The 15,986-nt window shown below is 71.3% G+C and carries 16 protein-coding genes and 1 pseudogene; 11 read left to right on the top strand and 6 right to left on the bottom strand.

Annotated elements, in window-relative coordinates; genetic code table 11:
* Positions 1-90 precede the first annotated feature (90 nt).
* On the top strand, positions 91-813 hold the full coding sequence (locus OG520_RS04560) for a gamma-glutamyl-gamma-aminobutyrate hydrolase family protein (protein ID WP_406012259.1): 723 nt from the start codon (positions 91-93) through the stop codon (positions 811-813).
* Positions 814-950: 137 nt separating this feature from the next.
* The gene (locus tag OG520_RS04555) at positions 951-2,267 is read left to right on the top strand and encodes a transglycosylase family protein (RefSeq protein WP_406012258.1); all 1,317 of its coding nucleotides are present in this window, start codon (positions 951-953) and stop codon (positions 2,265-2,267) included.
* On the opposite strand, the gene OG520_RS04550 is transcribed toward OG520_RS04555, so the two are convergent.
* Positions 2,237-3,523, bottom strand: coding sequence for a DMT family transporter (locus OG520_RS04550; protein WP_406012257.1), 1,287 nt, complete (start codon positions 3,521-3,523; stop codon positions 2,237-2,239). The genes OG520_RS04555 and OG520_RS04550 overlap by 31 nt on opposite strands.
* A 225-nt stretch (positions 3,524-3,748) precedes the next feature.
* On the opposite strand from OG520_RS04550, the gene OG520_RS04545 reads away from it, so the two are divergent.
* A complete protein-coding gene (locus OG520_RS04545; RefSeq protein ID WP_406012256.1) occupies positions 3,749-4,429 on the top strand; it encodes a (2Fe-2S)-binding protein in 681 nt (226 codons plus the stop codon).
* A gap of 191 nt (positions 4,430-4,620) precedes the next feature.
* Positions 4,621-4,827 (top strand): annotated as a pseudogene (locus OG520_RS04540) (hypothetical protein); the annotation flags it as partial.
* Here the strand turns inward: OG520_RS04540 and OG520_RS04535 are convergent.
* The 3 genes from OG520_RS04535 to OG520_RS04525 form a co-directional block, all read right to left on the bottom strand.
* A complete protein-coding gene (locus OG520_RS04535) occupies positions 4,766-5,221 on the bottom strand; it encodes an ATP-binding protein (protein ID WP_266430109.1) in 456 nt (151 codons plus the stop codon). The pseudogene OG520_RS04540 and the gene OG520_RS04535 overlap by 62 nt on opposite strands.
* A gap of 99 nt (positions 5,222-5,320) precedes the next feature.
* Complete coding sequence (locus OG520_RS04530) at positions 5,321-6,946, bottom strand: ATP-binding protein (RefSeq protein ID WP_406012255.1); 1,626 nt, start codon at positions 6,944-6,946, stop codon at positions 5,321-5,323.
* Positions 6,943-8,217, bottom strand: coding sequence for a PP2C family protein-serine/threonine phosphatase (locus OG520_RS04525; RefSeq protein ID WP_406012254.1), 1,275 nt, complete (start codon positions 8,215-8,217; stop codon positions 6,943-6,945). The genes OG520_RS04530 and OG520_RS04525 overlap by 4 nt, the downstream gene beginning before the upstream one ends.
* Before the next feature lie 265 nt (positions 8,218-8,482).
* Here OG520_RS04525 and OG520_RS04520 point away from each other — a divergent pair, with 265 nt between their 5' ends.
* Positions 8,483-9,967, top strand: coding sequence for an SDR family NAD(P)-dependent oxidoreductase (locus OG520_RS04520; RefSeq protein WP_406012253.1), 1,485 nt, complete (start codon positions 8,483-8,485; stop codon positions 9,965-9,967).
* A gap of 347 nt (positions 9,968-10,314) precedes the next feature.
* Entirely contained in the window at positions 10,315-10,491 is a 177-nt protein-coding gene (locus OG520_RS04515) for a hypothetical protein (RefSeq protein ID WP_389980455.1), read from the top strand.
* 84 nt (positions 10,492-10,575) lie between these two features.
* Here OG520_RS04515 and OG520_RS04510 read toward each other — a convergent pair whose 3' ends face one another.
* Entirely contained in the window at positions 10,576-10,950 is a 375-nt protein-coding gene (locus OG520_RS04510; protein WP_406012252.1) for a fluoride efflux transporter FluC, read from the bottom strand.
* Complete coding sequence (locus OG520_RS04505; RefSeq protein WP_406012251.1) at positions 10,947-11,417, bottom strand: fluoride efflux transporter FluC; 471 nt, start codon at positions 11,415-11,417, stop codon at positions 10,947-10,949. Before OG520_RS04505 ends, OG520_RS04510 begins: the two co-directional genes overlap by 4 nt.
* 196 nt (positions 11,418-11,613) lie before the next feature.
* Here OG520_RS04505 and OG520_RS04500 point away from each other — a divergent pair, with 196 nt between their 5' ends.
* From OG520_RS04500 to ureC, 5 genes are all read left to right on the top strand, one after another.
* Positions 11,614-12,576, top strand: a complete 963-nt coding sequence (locus tag OG520_RS04500) for an urea transporter (RefSeq protein WP_406012250.1) — start codon at positions 11,614-11,616, stop codon at positions 12,574-12,576.
* 61 nt (positions 12,577-12,637) lie between these two features.
* Positions 12,638-12,943, top strand: coding sequence for an urease subunit gamma (locus OG520_RS04495; protein ID WP_266430117.1), 306 nt, complete (start codon positions 12,638-12,640; stop codon positions 12,941-12,943).
* 4 nt (positions 12,944-12,947) lie between these two features.
* Positions 12,948-13,769: a cobalamin biosynthesis protein CbiX gene (locus OG520_RS04490; protein WP_406012249.1), complete on the top strand. Its 822-nt coding sequence runs from the start codon at positions 12,948-12,950 to the stop codon at positions 13,767-13,769.
* Positions 13,766-14,260 carry an urease subunit beta gene (locus OG520_RS04485; RefSeq protein WP_406012248.1) on the top strand — a complete coding sequence of 165 codons (495 nt, stop codon included), beginning with the start codon at positions 13,766-13,768 and terminating at the stop codon, positions 14,258-14,260. Before OG520_RS04490 ends, OG520_RS04485 begins: the two co-directional genes overlap by 4 nt.
* Positions 14,260-15,984 carry an urease subunit alpha gene (ureC, locus tag OG520_RS04480; protein WP_406012247.1) on the top strand — a complete coding sequence of 575 codons (1,725 nt, stop codon included), beginning with the start codon at positions 14,260-14,262 and terminating at the stop codon, positions 15,982-15,984. Before OG520_RS04485 ends, ureC begins: the two co-directional genes overlap by 1 nt.
* Positions 15,985-15,986 lie beyond the last annotated feature (2 nt).

Below are 15,986 nucleotides of genomic sequence, written 5' to 3'. Positions count from 1 at the left end.
GGGCGTTGTACGTACACCCGCCCCTGCCGCACCCGTAGGCGACAGGGGCCGCACCACGACCGAGCAGCGAACGAACCGGAGGAGGGGGCCATGACCCGGCCCGTCATCGGCATCAGCACCTACCAGGAACCGGCCCGGTGGGGCGTGTGGGAAATGCCGGCCGCCCTGTTGCCCGCCTCCTACCCGCGCCTGGTGCGGGCGGCCGGCGGCCTGGCGGTGATGCTGCCGCCGGACGACACCGCCGACGCGGCCCGGGAGGCCGTGGCGGCGCTGGACGGTGTGGTGATCGCGGGCGGCGCCGACGTCGAACCGGCACGCTACGGCGAGTCGCCCGATCCCCGCACCGGTGCGCCCGCACGCGCCCGTGACGCGTGGGAACTCGCCCTGATCGAGGCGGCGATCGACCGGCACGTCCCGCTGCTGGGCATCTGCCGGGGCATGCAACTGCTCAACGTCGCTCTCGGCGGCACCCTGCACCAGCACCTGGACGGGCACACCGGAGGCACCGGCGTCTTCGGCGAACACACCGTCACTCCCGTTCCGGGCACGGTGTACGCGGCGGCCGTCGCCGGGCCGGGCCTCGTGCCCACCTACCACCACCAGGCCGTGGACCGCCTGGGCTCCGGCCTCACGGCAAGCGCGCACGCGTCCGACGGCACCGTGGAGGCCGTGGAACTCACCGACCACGAGAGCCTGGTGCTGGGGGTCCAGTGGCACCCCGAAATGGGTGACGACATCCGGGTCATGACCGCTCTCGTGGACGCGGCGGCCCGGCGCCGCTCCGCCACCCGGACGGGCGCGCCCGTACCGTAGCCGCCGGACATCGGACAGGGTGGGGCCACCGGGCCGGCCGGGACGGGTGGGCCCGGCCACTCTCTTGTCATCGGCCTTTGCCTGCACATAAGTTGGGCGCTTGCGACGTGTCCTACTGCCAGTGGGGGAGCCAAGTCATGGCCGCGAACGGACGGCACCGCAGATATCAGCCCAGCCGGATCAACCGTGCCTCGCTCACGGTCACCGCGGGCGGTGCGGGCATCGCGCTCCCGCTCATCGCAGCGGCCTCGGCGGGCGCCGCGTCGGCGGATGTCTGGGAGAAGGTCGCCGCCTGCGAGTCCACCGGCAACTGGCACATCAACAGCGGCAACGGCTACTTCGGCGGGCTGCAGTTCACCCGGTCGACCTGGGCGGCCTACGGAGGCACGGTCTACGCCCCGCGCGCCGACCTGGCCACCAGGGACGAGCAGATCTCCATCGCCGAGAAGGTGCTCGACGCGCAGGGGCCGGGCGCGTGGCCGGGCTGCTCGACGAGGGCGGGGCTGACCAGTGGCGGGGGCGCCGCCGACATCGCCCCGCAGTCGCAGCGGACCAGCCATGTGCAGGCCCCTGGCAAAGCCGCCTCCGGCAAAGCCGCCTCCGACAGGCCCCCCTCCGGCAACCCGACGACGGAGCGGACGTCCACCCCCGCCACCCCGACCGCCGTGCCCGGCAAGCGTGAGTCGTACACCGTGGCACGCGGCGACTCGCTCTCCGCGATCGCGGCGACCGAGCGCCTCCGCGGCGGCTGGCAGCACCTCTACGCACAGAACCGCGAGGTCGTGGGGGACGATCCCGACCTCATCCTTCCCGGGCAGCGCCTGAGCCTGGACACGGCCCGGTCGCCGAGGACGGCGCCCCGCACGGGCACGCCCGCGCAGGCGAAGCCGAAGGCCGAACCGAAGCCCCGGAAGGCCGCCGAACCGAAGCAGCGACCGGCCGCGGCGCAGCACCAGGCGGCGAAGCCCCACCACGACACCGCGAAGCCGGAGCCGAAGCCGCACTCCGAGAAGACCGAGAGCCACCGGCCGAAGGAGCGGACGGGGAAGCGCTCCGGTCTCGTCGCACCCGTGGCGGCCGGCATCGGCACCCCGTACCACCAGGCCGGTTCCTGGGCCAGCGGATATCACACCGGGGTCGACTTCCCCGTCCCGACCGGCACGTCGATCAGGTCGGTGGCCTCCGGCACGGTCGTCTCGGCGGGCTGGGGCGGGGCGTACGGCTACCAGGTCGTCATCCGGCACAGCGACGGCAAGTACAGCCAGTACGCGCATCTGTCCGCCCTGCACGTGCGTGAGGGCCGGCATGTCTCCGCGGGCCAGCGGATCGCGCGCTCGGGCGCCACCGGGAACGTCACGGGCCCGCACCTGCACTTCGAGATCCGTACCGGCCCCGGCTACGGATCGGATGTCGACCCGCTGGCCTACCTCAGGGCGGGCGGCGTCAGCGTCTGAACCGCTCCCTGGCGTTCGGCCGCGTCATCGGGATCGGCGGGCCCCGCGGACGGGCGGCCCCGCCGCTCCGTGCCGCTGGAGGACGACGGACCCGGCCCGAACGCCACCCGGCCCAGGCGCTCCAGCGGCATCAGCACGGGCAGCGGACGCGCGACGGAGAACGTTCCGGGGACCGCTTCGACGGCCCCGGCAGGCATCGGGGCCGCAGGTGCCGAAGAGGCGGGTGCCGAAGGGGTGGCCGCCGAGGCGGTGGGCACCGACGGGACGGGGCCGGGAAGCCCGGCGACCCCGGGTGCCCGAGCAGGCTCGGCGGCGCCCTCGGCGCCGGGTTCCGCGCCCGCGCTCTCCTCGCCCTCGGCGTCCGTCCCGCCCACCGGAGCACCCGGCAGCCCGCTGCCCGTTGCCTGCGCGGCGCGGTGCTCCGCGCCCAGACGCTCCGTCGTGAGCAGTATCAGACCGCCCGCGGTGACCACCGCGCAGGCCAGCGCGAGCATCGTCCCGGCCGTGCCCTGCCGGAACTGTTCGCCGAACATCGTGATGCCGACGATCGCGGCTATCAGCGGGTTCACCACGGTTACCGTCGCCAGCGGCGCGGTCAGTCCGGCACCCCGGTACGCGGCCTGGGAGAGCAGCAGCCCGGCGGCCGCGAAACCGGTGATCGCCAGCAGCGCCGGCAGCTCTGCCGCCAGCGCGCCGGAGGCCCACCCCACCGCCACCGTCTTCACGAACACCGAGGCGATGCCGAACGCGATGCCCGCCGCCCCGGCCAGGATCACGCTCCGTACCACCGGCCGGCGCACGCCCGTGGAGATCAGGGCGAGCAGCGCGACCGCACCGAGCGCCACACCGGCGACCACCAGCTGATCCGAGCCGTTCAGGGAGTGGGACTCGGCGTTCCCCGTGAGCGTCAGCAGACCCGCCAGACCGACGGTGGCCATGATCGCGCCCCGCCATGCGGTGGCCCCCGCCTGCCGGCGTACGAAGAGCGCCGCCATCGGCAGGGCGAAGACGATGGTCAGCGCGCCGAGCGGCTGGACAAGACTGAGCGGACCGAAGGCCAACGCCACGACATGGAGCACCGCGCCCCCGCCGTTCAGCGCCACGGCGGCCCACCAGACACGGTTGCGCAGCGGTGCGAGCGAGCTGCCGTCGCCGGTCGTCGCCACGCGCTCCTGGACGATCGCCCCGGCCGCGTACGCGACCGCGGAGACCAGTGACAGCAGCACGGACAGCGCAAGGGAACTCATGTACACCACGATGTCCCGTCGACGCGGCTGCGTCGTCGTCCTTGAGGCGGCGATTCGGCGTACTGCTCTGGTAGTACGGCCGTAGTCCCAGTGTCCTCCTCCGGACGGTAGTCCTCCCTCCGGAGGACTCAAGAGCTCTCACCCCGCGGGGTTACGGTGGACCGCGGGCCGTGGCAGGCCGGAATGCCCGCGCAGGCGGGGCCGACGGCCGGATGCCGGGAAGGAGCACGTGCGATGGACGAGTCCGCTACGGCCTCGGTGGGCGGATTCTTCGCGCTGCGCACCACCGCGCCACCCGACGGGGCGCACCGCCCGCTGGCGCGGTTGTACGAGGGGGAGTCGGCCCCGCTCACGGCTCGTATCGACACCGTCGCCGCCCGGTTGGGCACCTCCGAGCGCAGAGTGGCCGCCTCTGTCGCGCACTTGGGACTGGCCTCCCGTCTCTGGTCGGTCGCACTCGGACCGGCGGCACTGACCGGCCGCTTTCCCGGTCTTCCGCCCGGCGCCCTCCACTGGGACCCGCAGCACCCGGCCCCCGACGATCTGTGGCTCGACGGTGCCGAATCGCTGCCCGGCACCGCCTGCCGGATCCGGGAAGTCGTCCAGTACGGCCACCTCGTGCCCCTTGCCGAGGCGATCCACCGGGACGGCCCGCTGTCCGACCGGCTGCTGTGGGGCAACGCGGGGTCCGCACTGGCCGGAGCCCTGCGCCAACTCCTCGCCTGGGCACGTACGCACCGCCGCCCCGACGTGGCCGCGCGGGCCCGCGCACTGTCCGCCGAACTCTTCGACCACCCCGACCTCCGGAACACCGGCGCCCCGCACGACGCGGCGTTCCGCCGGCGCAGCTGCTGTCTGTACTACCGCACACCGGCCGGCGGCCTGTGCGGTGACTGCGTCTTCGAGAGCGCCTGACACACCCCCGTCCTCCGGGCACCAGGCTTGCATCCCCCCGTGGTTTGTCATGCACCTGGACACCGGCTCGGGTGTCGTGCTGTCATGCCAACTGCCGTTCCTTCCAACGTTGTACATCCTGTTGCAACGAGCCGCCACCCTTCCTCGGCCAGGAGGATCCGTGCGCATCGGAAAGAACCTGGTGCTGCTTCTTGCCCGTCCGCGCACCCGGTACCTCGGCCACCGACCGGTACATCCAGTCGGCCCGCCTCGACGGCGCGGCACGGTCGCGCACCTACCTGACCACCGACGCTGACGGTGGTCGTGGGGCGGGCGGCGTCCCGCCCGCCCCACAGCTCAGCTGCTCAGTTCGAACTCGGCCCGGATGCGCTTGCCCACCGGCACGCGCTCGGCGGTGAGCCGGTCGCACAGCGCCACCACGATCTCCATGCCATGGCCGCCGGGGCGCGTCGGATCGGGCGAGTAGAACAGCGGCAGGGCGGTGCTGGAGTCGTACACCGTGACGCTGACGCGCTCCGCGGTGCCCTCCAGCTCCAGCAGATACGGGCCCTGGCTGTAGCGGTCCGCGTTGGTGACCAGCTCGCTCACCGCCAGCAGCAGATCGCTGCGGGTGTGCTCACCGAAGACCGCGAGCCATTCGGCGGCCAGCCGGACCAGGAAGCGGTCGGCCAGCGCCCGTGCCTGCGCGATGCAGCCGGGCTCGCCGTCGAACACCTCGGCGCTGTGCAGAACCTCCGTGGACCGGTCCGGGCAGGGGCAGCCGGCCGGTCGCGAGGTGACCTGTTCGTTCATGTGCTCCAGCCAGGGCGACGCAGGGGTGTTCGGTGACAGCTTCTCGACGTCCGCCTACCCGCGACGAACGGTCCCACTCCGGGAAGAACCCGGCAGATCTCAGCCATGGCCGGTCCGCCCGGCCGCGGTCTCCGTGACGAGGGGTTCCGCCACGGCGCGCGCGGGCGCCTCGGGGGCGACCGGCAGCGTGAAACGGACGCGGGTGCCTTCGGAGACCCCCTCTTCCAGCCAGATCCGGCCCCCGTGGAACTCCACGATCTTCCGGCACAGGGCCAGGCCGATGCCCGTTCCCTCGTACTCGTCCCTGCCGTGCAGACGCTGGAAGATGACGAACACCTTCTGCGCGGACTCCGGCGGGATGCCGATGCCGTTGTCCGCAACCAGGAAGTGCCAGTCCTCGCCCTCCCGTACGCAGCCGACGGTGATCCGGCACGGTACGTCCGGCCGGCGGAACTTCACCGCGTTGCCGATCAGGTTCTGCCAGACCATGGAGAGCGCCGTGGCGTCCCCGGTCACCTCGGGCAGCGGGCCCTCCCGTACGACCGCGGCACCGGACTCCTCGACGACCAGTGCGAGATCGGCCAGCGCGCGGTCGAGGGTCCGGTCGAGGCCGACCGGCTTCCACTTGTCGTGCACCCGTCCCACGCGGGAGAAGGCGAGCAGATCGTCGATCAGCACCTGCATCCGGTCCGCGCCGTCCACCGCGTAGTCGATGTACTGCCGGGCCCGGTCGTCGAGCGATGGAGCGGTCCGCTTCTCCAGGAGCCGGCAGAACGAGGCGACCTTGCGCAGGGGCTCCTGCAGATCGTGCGAGGCGACATAGGCGAACTGCTCCAGCTCCGCGTTGGAGCGGCGCAGCTCCTGGGCCTGCTCCGCCAGCAGTTTCTCGCGTTCCTGGGAATCGGCGAGCTCCTCGACGATACGGCGGCGCATGTCCTCGACGGCCGCCGCCACCGCGCGCACGTCCGAGGGTCCGCCGACCTCGATCCGGTTGCGGAACGCCCCCGAACGGACCGTGTCGGAGGCGGCGGTCAGCCGGTTCAGCGGCCGTCCCACCATCCGGTGCAGCAGCAGACTCAGCGAGATCACGGCCAGCAGAAAACCCGCGACCAGCGCGATGAACACCCGGTCCCGGGTGGTGCGGGCGGCGCTCAGATCGGCACGGGCCCGGTCGCGCGCCACGTCGAGATGGGCCTGCTGGGTGGTGTACAGCCGCCGCAGCGTGTCGAATTCGTCCTTGCTCTGCCGGATCGGGACCGAGGACTCGGAGGCCGGGCCGTCCCGGCGGACCGCGGTGACCAGCGGCTCGGCGTGCTGGCCCCGCCACTCCCGCGCGGCTTCGGCGATCCGGTCGAGATCGCCGGCGAAGGGCTGTTCGTCCCCGACGAGCGCCCGCACCCGGGCCAGCCGGAGGCTCTCGTCCCGCATCCCCTGCTCGTAGGGGCGCAGGAAGGTCGCATCACCGGTGAGCGCGAATCCGCGCACCCCGGTCTCCTGGTCCAGCAAGGCGTTCTGCAGTTGGAAGGACGACGAGCGGGCGGGCTGGATACGGTCCACCAGTTCGGTGGTGCGGTCGGATATCCGGGACAGCACGAGGCCGCCGACGATCGATCCGGCGCAGACGATCAGCACGAGGACGGCAAGGATCAGATGCACCCGGTGCTGGACCGACAGGCGCGCGGCCGGGCCGCGCCGGGTGTCCGGCGCCACGGAGCGGCGGCTCATCGCGCGCCGCTCCGTCCCCAGCCCAGGTGGAGCACGGCGACGTCGTCCGCCAGACCGCCGTACGGGGACGCCGCGTCCGCGGCCTCGTCGACCAGGGTGTCGACGAAGTCACGGGCCGCCAGTGCCCCGTGCCGACGGGCCATGGCGAGCAGCCCCTCCTCGCCCAGCCGGGACCCCGGGCCCGACCGCCCCTCGAAGAGACCGTCGGTGAACAGGACGACCCTGCCGTCCTCGGGCAGCGACAGCTCCGAGGGGCTCCACCGCCCCGTCCCCCTCCTCGGCACCAGACCCAGCGCCATCCCGGGCTCGGGCTCCTCCCAGCTCACCCGGGCACCGCCGCGCAGCAGCAGTCCGGGGTGTCCGGCCCGCACCACCCGCACCCGGCGCCGGTCCGGGGCGAAGGCGAGCGAGGTGACGGTGGCGAAGACCTGCGGGTCGGAGCGCTCGGCGACCAGGATCTCCTCCAGCAGCCGGACCTGTTCGAGCTGGCCGGTCGCGCACAGCACCGCCGTACGCCACGCCACCCGCAGACAGACCCCCAGCGCCGCCTCCGCCGCCCCGTGCCCCGACACATCGCCGATCACCGCGTGCACCGTCCCGTCGGACGTCTGCACCACGTCGTAGAAGTCCCCGCTGAGCAGGGCGTGCGCCCGGCCCGGCTCGTATCGCGCCACCGCTTCGAAGGAGTCGTCGAGCAGCAGGGGCACGGGCAGCAGACCGCGTTCGAGGCGGGCGTTCTCCTGCGCCATCAGCCGGTTGGCACGCAGCGCCGCCGACGCCCGTTCGACCTGCTTGCGCTGGAGGGCGTACCGGACCGAGCGGCCCAGCGCCTCCGGATCGAGCCGCCCCTTGACGAGATAGTCCTGGGCCCCGGTCGCCACGGCCGACAGGCCCGTATCGGCCTCGGCCCGGCCGGTCAGCACCACGATGGCCGCGTCCGGCGCCGACTCGACGATCTGGGTGACGGCGTCGAGACCGAACACATCGGGCAGATGCAGATCGAGCAGTACGCAGCACGGGGTCCGGCTCCCGGCCAGGAACCGGCGTGCCTCCGTCAGCGTCTTGCACCAGGTCAGAGCGGAGTCCAGCTCGCTGTCCGCGAGCATTTCCTCGACGAGGAGCGCATCACCGGCGTCGTCCTCGACCAGCAGGATCACGGCGTCGACGTCCCACACCGAACCGTCGCCGGGCGGGGGAGGCCCCTGCTGCGCGGGGAAGGCGTCCGAGCGCACCGGTTTCGCCGGAGGACCGCCCGCGGGGAGCCCGGCCACTCTGCACCCCCTTGTACGTACGGCACGACACGGCCCGACCCCGGCCGTATGGCAGCGAAGCATATGTGACCGACCCGTGAAGGGGGCGGCGGGGCACGGGCGGCGCGCTCGTCCACCACCCGTGCCCGGGAACCGTGCCGAACGGCCGTGAAGTCACGCGAACGGAGCAGCATCCGTTGCATGGCAGACTTGATCGGGGCGTTCGGCCCGGCAGGAGCAGGTACGGCGGTCGGCGCCACGAGAGACGGATGACAGAGGAACGGCAATGACGGTGACAGAGGACTACCCGGAGCTCGCTCCCGGTACTGAGGAGTTCGGTCCCGGTATCGACCCGGAGCGGCTGGCCGTCTGCCTGAGCGTGCTCGACGAACTCGACACCATCGACGTCGACCACCCCGACGCCATCGTCGTGCGCCGTGCCACGGCCGGGATCTACCGGACGGTGAAGCAGCGCCGCCGCCAGGAGCGCCGCGCCGCCAAGACCGCGCACGACAAGGCGGTCACCGAGGCCACCGCGACCGGCTCGGCCGAGCGGATCGACGACGAGACCCAGGGTGTCCTGCCCTCGTCGTCCGCCCGCGCCGAGATCGCGGGCGTGCTCCAGCGGCCCCGGTCCTGCTACATCTGCAAGACCAGGTACGTGGAGGTGGACGCGTTCTACCACCAGCTCTGCCAGCAGTGCGCGAAGGAGAACCGCTCGCGCCGCGACGCACGGACCGACCTCACCGGCCGGCGCGCGCTCCTGACCGGCGGCCGGGCGAAGATCGGCATGTACATCGCGCTGCGGCTGCTGCGCGACGGGGCCCGCACCACCATCACCACCCGCTTCCCCAACGACGCGATCCGCCGCTTCAAGGCGATGCCGGACAGCGACGAGTGGATCCACCGGCTGAAGATCGTCGGCATCGACCTGCGCGACCCCGCCCAGGTCGTCGCGCTCGCCGACTCGGTCGCCGCCGAGGGCCCGCTGGACATCCTGATCAACAACGCGGCCCAGACGGTGCGCCGCTCCGCGAACGCGTACAGCGAGCTGGTCAACGCCGAGTCCGCGCCGCTCCCGGCGGGCGAGCTGCCCTCCGCCGAGGTCATCGGCACCTTCGGCAGCGGCACCGTCGACCGGGTCGCGGCCCTGCCGGCCGCCCGCAAGGAAGGCCTGAGCGCGCAGGACGTCACCGAGCTCGCCCTGGTCACCGGCTCCGCCTCCCTGGAGCGGATCGCCGCCGGGACGGCGATCGACGCGGGCGGACTGGTGCCCGACCTGCACGACACCAACAGCTGGATCCAGACGGTCGAGGAGGTCGAGCCGATGGAGCTGCTGGAAGTCCAGCTCTGCAACTCCACCGCCCCGTTCATCCTGATCAGCCGGCTCCGTCCGGCCATGGCGGCGACGGCCGCCAAGCGCGCCTACGTGGTCAACGTCTCCGCGATGGAGGGCGTGTTCAGCCGCGGCTACAAGGGCGCGGGCCACCCGCACACGAACATGGCCAAGGCCGCCCTGAACATGCTCACCCGGACCAGCGCCCAGGAGATGTTCGAGAAGGACGGCATCCTGATGACCGCCGTCGACACCGGCTGGATCACCGACGAGCGCCCGCACCCCGACAAGATCCGCCTCGCCGAGGAGGGTTTCCACGCCCCGCTCGACCTGGTCGACGGCGCGGCCCGCGTCTACGACCCGATCGTGCGCGGCGAGGACGGCGAGGATCTGTACGGCTGCTTCCTCAAGGACTACGCGCCGGCCAACTGGTAGTCGTTCGGTGAGGCGGCGCGAGTGAGCCGCCGTGGACCCGGCCGGGAGTCGATCCCGGTCGGGTCTTTTCCGTATGCGGTGGCTGAAAGTGACCTAGAGCACACGTTCCATCGAGCGCGGAAGCGCTCATTTGGTTACCCTGATGTGAACGGACGTAATCGAGGAGTCCACAAACCTTCCTCGACCGTCCCGGGACAGGCTTGTCAACCAAGTCGCCGTCCCGCCCCGTACCCGGCGCCACCGCGACCGAACTGTTCTTGCCCCTGCCCCACACGGGTGGCTGATTCCCGGTAATGAGGCCGGAGCATCGGCGACGCCCGGGGCTACGCGACACAAAGGAGTGCGCGGTGACGACACCGGAACTGACGAAGCACGAGAAGCGACCGGCCGAACGGCACGGAGACCGGGCCCGCAGGCCCGAGAAGCTCCGGAACATCGAGGTCTGGGCCAGGTCCGCACCGATCCGGCTGGCCGGCTACGAGGACGACCTCGCCGAGCCGCACATCCTGCCGAGCATCGACTGACTCCGCTTCGCACCCCGGCACCAACACCCGAGCTCCGGCCCGCATCGCGCGGGCCGGAGTTCCGCCGGTCGGGGCATGCGCCGTTCACAGGACCGCATGCGCCACGGCCGCCCCGGCGAACGAAAGACCGACGCCCGCACCGACGGTGAGCACCAGATATCCGGCCGCCATGGCCAGCCGGCGGGCCGAAGTGAGGGTCAGCAGCTCGTACGAGAACGTCGACCAGGTCGACAGCGCGCCGCAGAAGCCGATGGCGAGCAGCAGTTGGGCCCGGGGCCCGAGATCCCCGTCGGTCACCGCCTCGGAGAGGAAGCCGAGGAGCAGCGCCGCCGCCGCGTTGGCCGCGAAGGTGCCCCACGGAAAGGCGGTGTGGAGGCGGAATTTGGCATCCACACCGAGCAGATAACGAACCGGAGCCCCCACCAGTCCGCCGACGAGCACCAGCAGCCAGTCGGTCACAGGACGCCGTCCCGGTCCGCGTAGCCGCGTCCGAGCGCGAAATGCGCGGCGAAGGCGCCCGCCGTCACGGCGGCCAGGGCCACGACGACCGTCAGCAGCAGATAGCCGACCGCATAGCCGGGCCGGCCGTTCTCGAAGAGCTGCCGCACATTGTTCGTGTAATGGGAGAACGTGGTGAACCCGCCGAGCACACCGGTGCCCAGCAGCGGACTGATCAGCCGGGGCGATCCGGGGAAGCGCAGCTTCAAGGTGACCATCAGGACACCCATGAGAAAGCAGCCCACGGCGTTGATCAGCACAGTCGTCCAGGGGAACGCCGGAGCGCCGGCCGGCCAGAGCCACTCGGCACCGTAGCGGGCCACGGCCCCCGCGGCGCCCCCGATCGCGACGGCCATCACGACGGCCGGCTGCGCCCCCGGATGGTGATCGGGGTGGGTGTGGTGGTGCAGTCGCATCCTCGGGAACATCCGGCGAACCTAAGGGCTGTCCCGGACGCACACGCGCAGCACGCGGAGCAGCGCACTTGCGGACTCGAACGGAGTAGCGGAACACCGCACGGCGAGAGGAGCAGCCCGGCATATGCATGGATGGCGGTAGGTCAATTCCCGCCCTCTTCGTCCCGTGAGGGGAGCGGCCCTTCTCCGTCGAGCTGTTGGAGCTCCCTTGCCCATCGCCGAGCCGGCTGTCGTCCGGAAACTCGAAAACCGGCAACCGACCGCCTTCCTCCTGGCCTCGGTCCGCGGAGTCGGGCAGGTGGACCTCCAACCGTGCATCTGGACGGGCGCGTTCATCCTCGCCGGGCTGTGGGCGGCGGGCTGGCGGATCGGGCTCTTCGCCACCCTGGGCACCGTCGTCTCGACGCTGACCGCCTACGTGCTCCTCGTCGACCGGTCCGGCATCGCCCTCGGCCTCCACGGGTACTCCGGCTGCCTCACCGGCATCGCGCTGGTCACCTCGCTCGGGAACCACCCCGCGACCTATGTGCTCGCGGTCATCGGCTCGATCATGTGCACCGTACTGACCATGACGCTGACGACCCTGCTCAAGCCGTACGGACTGACCGCGCTCACCGCACCGTTCTGCCTGGTCTCCGGCGTCATGGTGCTCGGGGCGCCGTCCTTCGGACGGATCTGGCACGGAGCGCCGAAGCCCGTGTCCAGCACCACCAGCGGGGACACCGCGATCTCCTGGGACGACCTGTGGCACGCCTTCTTCACCAATGTCTCGCAGGTCTTCCTGGTTGACGCGTGGTACGTCGGGCTCATCATGCTCGTCGGCCTGGCCTTCGCCGGAGTGCGCGTGGTGCTGTACGCGGCGGCCGGCAGCGTCGTCGGGATCGTCGCCGCCTGGGTGCTCGGCGCCCCCACCGCGCTGATCGCCGGCGGGATCTACGGATACAACGCCGTGCTCGTCTCCATCGCCGTCGGTGCGGTCTTCCTCACCGCCACGGTGTGGAACGGGGCGTACGCGCTCTTCGGCGCCGCGGCCTCCACCGGCCTGACCGCCTCACTGACCTCGTTCTTCAAACCGTTCGGCGGCCACACCTTCACCTGGCCGTTCATCCTCGTGACCTGGGTGCTCATGGCGGCCGTCCCGTTGCTGCCCCGCTTCCGCAGGAGCGGCTGACCGCCCGGCCCGTACCCACCCCACCCCGCCCCTCCCCGCATCCCAGAGGAAGGTACTGACGATGAACCTCGCACCTCGCGAGATCGACAAACTGCTGGTGTACGTCGTGGCCGACCTGGCCCGCAAGCGCCAGGGCCGTGGCCTCAAGCTCAACTACAGCGAGTCCGTGGCGCTGATCAGCGAGGCGATCCTGGAAGCCGCGCGCGACGGAAAGAGCGTCGCCGACTGCATGGAACTCGGCCGTCACGTCATCGGCGAGGACGACACCATGCCGGGCGTACGGGACATGCTCGGACTGCTCCAGATCGAAGCATCCTTCGTGGACGGCACCAAACTGGTGTCCTGCCACGACCCCATCGGCGGCTGAACCGGTGTCCGACCACCGCCGGGTGATCGCCGTGTGCGGCCACGAGGCCGCGTACGGAGAGGCGTTGCACGGCCTGCTGGACCCCGAGGTGACCGTCGTACCCAACGGGCGCGCACTGTACCGGACCGTCGCCGCGCTGAGCCGCCGGGGCGAGCAGAGCTGCGTCGTCCCGATGACGCTCGGCCGCGACCCGGAACTCGTCGCGGACGCCGCCCGCACACTGCGCGCACTGCCCGCCGCCGAACGCGCCGCGACCGTGCTGGCCGAGCCGTTCGGCACCTCCCAGCATCTGACCGCCTGGCTGCGCGCGGCGGCGGGCCGTGCCCCGGACAACTCCGCGTTGCTGGTCACGGCCCCGGCCGGTGACCCGTTCGAGGACGCCGAGCTGTACCGGGTCGCGAGCCTGGTCCGCCGCTACGGCAGCCACGACCTGGTCGAGGTCGCGTTCACCGGGGGCGACCCCGATCCCGCCGAGGGGGTCCGGCGCTGCCGGCTGCTGGGCGCGCGGCACGTGGTGCTGCTCCCGGCGGCGTTCGCGCGGCCCGAGGTGCCCGACGTACCCGGTGTGCGGGTCGAATCCGCCGGTCCGCTGATCGCTCCCGCGGCGCTGGCCCGGGTGCTGGCCGAGCGCGTGGCCGATGCCCGGCGGCACCGGGGCGAGCACGGCGACGACGGCATCGCGGCCGGACTGACCGCCGCCGACAACCACGGCCACTCCCACAGCCACCCACCGGGCGGTGGACACGACCACGGTCACGGACATCCGCACCCGCATCGGCACCCGCACGTCCATGGTGCGGGCCAAGTCATCAGGAGCATCGCATGACGTTCCGTCAGAAGTACCTCTACGGCAAGGAACCGATCGAGATCAACGCCGGTCGCCGAACGGTCAAGCTCACCGTGAGCAACACCGGCGACCGTGCGGTCCAGGTCGGCTCGCACTACCACTTCTTCGAGGTCAACTCGGCGCTGTCGTTCGACCGCCAGAAGGCGCTCGGCATGCACCTCAACATCCCCGCCGGCACGTCGGTACGCATCGAGCCCGGCGGCACGCGCGACGTGGAGCTGTGCGCGTACGCCGGAACCGGCCGGCTCGTCGGGTTCAGCGGGCTGCTCAATGGCAGCCTCGCCTCGCACCCGGCCAAGGTCGAGGCCGTCCGCAAGGCGATCGAGCTGGGCTTCCAGGGCACGCGGGACGGTGACGGCGACGACTCCGGGGCACCGCGGAAGGGCCCCGGGAACAGCAGGACCACCAAGGGTTCGAAGGACTCCAAGGACGCCAAGGACTCCAAGGCAAAGAAGAAGGGTTCGCGCTGATGCCCATCCTGCCGCGCAAGCAGTACACCGACATGTTCGGCCCGACGGTCGGCGACCGCTTCCATCTCGCCGACACCAACCTCGTCGTCGAGGTCGAGAAGGACTTCAGTGAGGGCCTGTACGGGGACGAGGTCCTCTACGGCGGCGGCAAGACCATGCGTGACGGCATGGCCTCCGACCCGCAGGCCACCTCCACCCAGGGCGCCCTCGACACCGTCATCACCAACGTCGTCGTCATCGACCCCGTCGTCGGCGTCGTCAAGTGCGACATCGGCATCAAGGACGGCTTCATCGCCGGCATCGGCAAGTCGGGCAACCCGCAGACCCAGAACAACGTCCACCCGAACCTGGTCATCGGGCCGGGCACCGAGGCCATCGCCGGTGAGCACCTCATCGCCACCGCGGGCGCCATCGACTCCCATGTCCACCTGATCGCTCCGCAACAGGCCGAGCAGGCGCTCACCAACGGCATCACCACACTCATCGGTGGTGGCACCGGTCCCTCGGACGGCACGAACGGCACCACCTGCACACCCGGCCCGTACAACATTGCCCGCTTCCTCCAGGCGGCCGAGACTTTTCCGGTCAACCTCGGCATCATGGGCAAGGGGAACGGCAGTCTGCCGGAGGCGCTCAATGAGCAGATCGAGGCCGGGGCCTGTGCCCTGAAGGTCCACGAGGACTGGGGCGCCACCCCCGCCGTGATCGACAACTCGCTGAGCGTCGCGGACCGGTACGACGTCCAGGTGGCCATCCACACCGACAGCCTCAACGAGAGCGGCTTCTTCGAGGACACCCGATCCGCGTTCGACGGCCGCACCATCCACACCTTCCACAGCGAGGGCGCGGGCGGCGGCCACGCCCCGGACATCCTGCGGGTGGCCGGCGAGCCGAACGTACTGCCTTCCTCCACCAACCCGACGCTGCCGTACACCAAGAACTCGGTGGACGAACTGCTCGACATGGTCATGGTCTGCCACCACCTCAGCCATGACATCCCCGAGGACGTCTCCTTCGCCGACAGTCGCGTCCGCGCCGAGACGATCGCCGCCGAGTCGGTCCTGCACGACCTCGGCGTGATCAGCATGGTCTCCTCCGACTCGCAGGCCATGGGCCGGGTCGGCGAGTCCGTCACCCGGACCTTCCAGATCGCCCACCACTGCAAGGACAAGCTGGGCACGATGGAGGGCGACTCCGCCCGCAACGACAACCAGCGGGTGCTGCGCTACCTCGCGAAGGTCACCATCAACCCGGCCATCGCCACCGGGATCTCCGACCACGTGGGCTCGATCGAGAGGGGCAAGATCGCCGACATCGTGCTCTGGCCCATCCATTCCTTCGGTGCCAAGCCGAAGATGGTGATCAAGGGCGGCATCATCTCCTGGGCGCAGATGGGCGACCCCAACGCCTCGCTGCCGACCCCGCAGCCGGTGATCTACCGGCCGATGTTCGGGCAGTACGGCAAGGCCCTGCAGGCGACCCATGTCACCTTCATGTCCCAGGCCGGCATCGCCGCCGGGGTCCCGGCCGAACTGGGCCTGGATCGCAAGGTGTTGCCGGTCAGTCGCACCCGGACCATCGGCAAGCACAACATGGTCCGCAACAACGCGCTTCCGGACATCAAGGTCGACCCGGAGACGTTCAAGGTCACGCTCAACGGCAAGGTCGCCACCATCGACCCGGCCCAGGAACTGCCCCTCAACCACCTGTTCTTCCTGGCCTAGGC

Source organism: Streptomyces sp. NBC_00984, assembly GCF_045162475.1.
Taxonomy (GTDB): Bacteria; Actinomycetota; Actinomycetes; order Streptomycetales; family Streptomycetaceae; genus Streptomyces.
The sequence above is the reverse complement of the archived record's forward strand: the minus strand, read 5'-3'. Positions and strand labels throughout refer to the sequence as shown.

Bases quoted from the DNA above. Each gene is read 5' to 3' on its own strand.
- OG520_RS04485 (WP_406012248.1), top strand. From the start codon at position 13,766: ATGACGTTCCGTCAGAAGTACCTCTACGGCAAGGAACCGATCGAGATC.
- OG520_RS04560 (WP_406012259.1), top strand. From the start codon at position 91: ATGACCCGGCCCGTCATCGGCATCAGCACCTACCAGGAACCGGCCCGG.
- OG520_RS04495 (WP_266430117.1), top strand. From the start codon at position 12,638: ATGAACCTCGCACCTCGCGAGATCGACAAACTGCTGGTGTACGTCGTG.
- OG520_RS04545 (WP_406012256.1), top strand. From the start codon at position 3,749: ATGGACGAGTCCGCTACGGCCTCGGTGGGCGGATTCTTCGCGCTGCGC.
- OG520_RS04520 (WP_406012253.1), top strand. From the start codon at position 8,483: ATGACGGTGACAGAGGACTACCCGGAGCTCGCTCCCGGTACTGAGGAG.
- OG520_RS04505 (WP_406012251.1), bottom strand. From the start codon at position 11,417: ATGTTCCCGAGGATGCGACTGCACCACCACACCCACCCCGATCACCAT.
- ureC (WP_406012247.1), top strand. From the start codon at position 14,260: ATGCCCATCCTGCCGCGCAAGCAGTACACCGACATGTTCGGCCCGACG.
- OG520_RS04530 (WP_406012255.1), bottom strand. From the start codon at position 6,946: ATGAGCCGCCGCTCCGTGGCGCCGGACACCCGGCGCGGCCCGGCCGCG.
- OG520_RS04555 (WP_406012258.1), top strand. From the start codon at position 951: ATGGCCGCGAACGGACGGCACCGCAGATATCAGCCCAGCCGGATCAAC.
- OG520_RS04535 (WP_266430109.1), bottom strand. From the start codon at position 5,221: ATGAACGAACAGGTCACCTCGCGACCGGCCGGCTGCCCCTGCCCGGAC.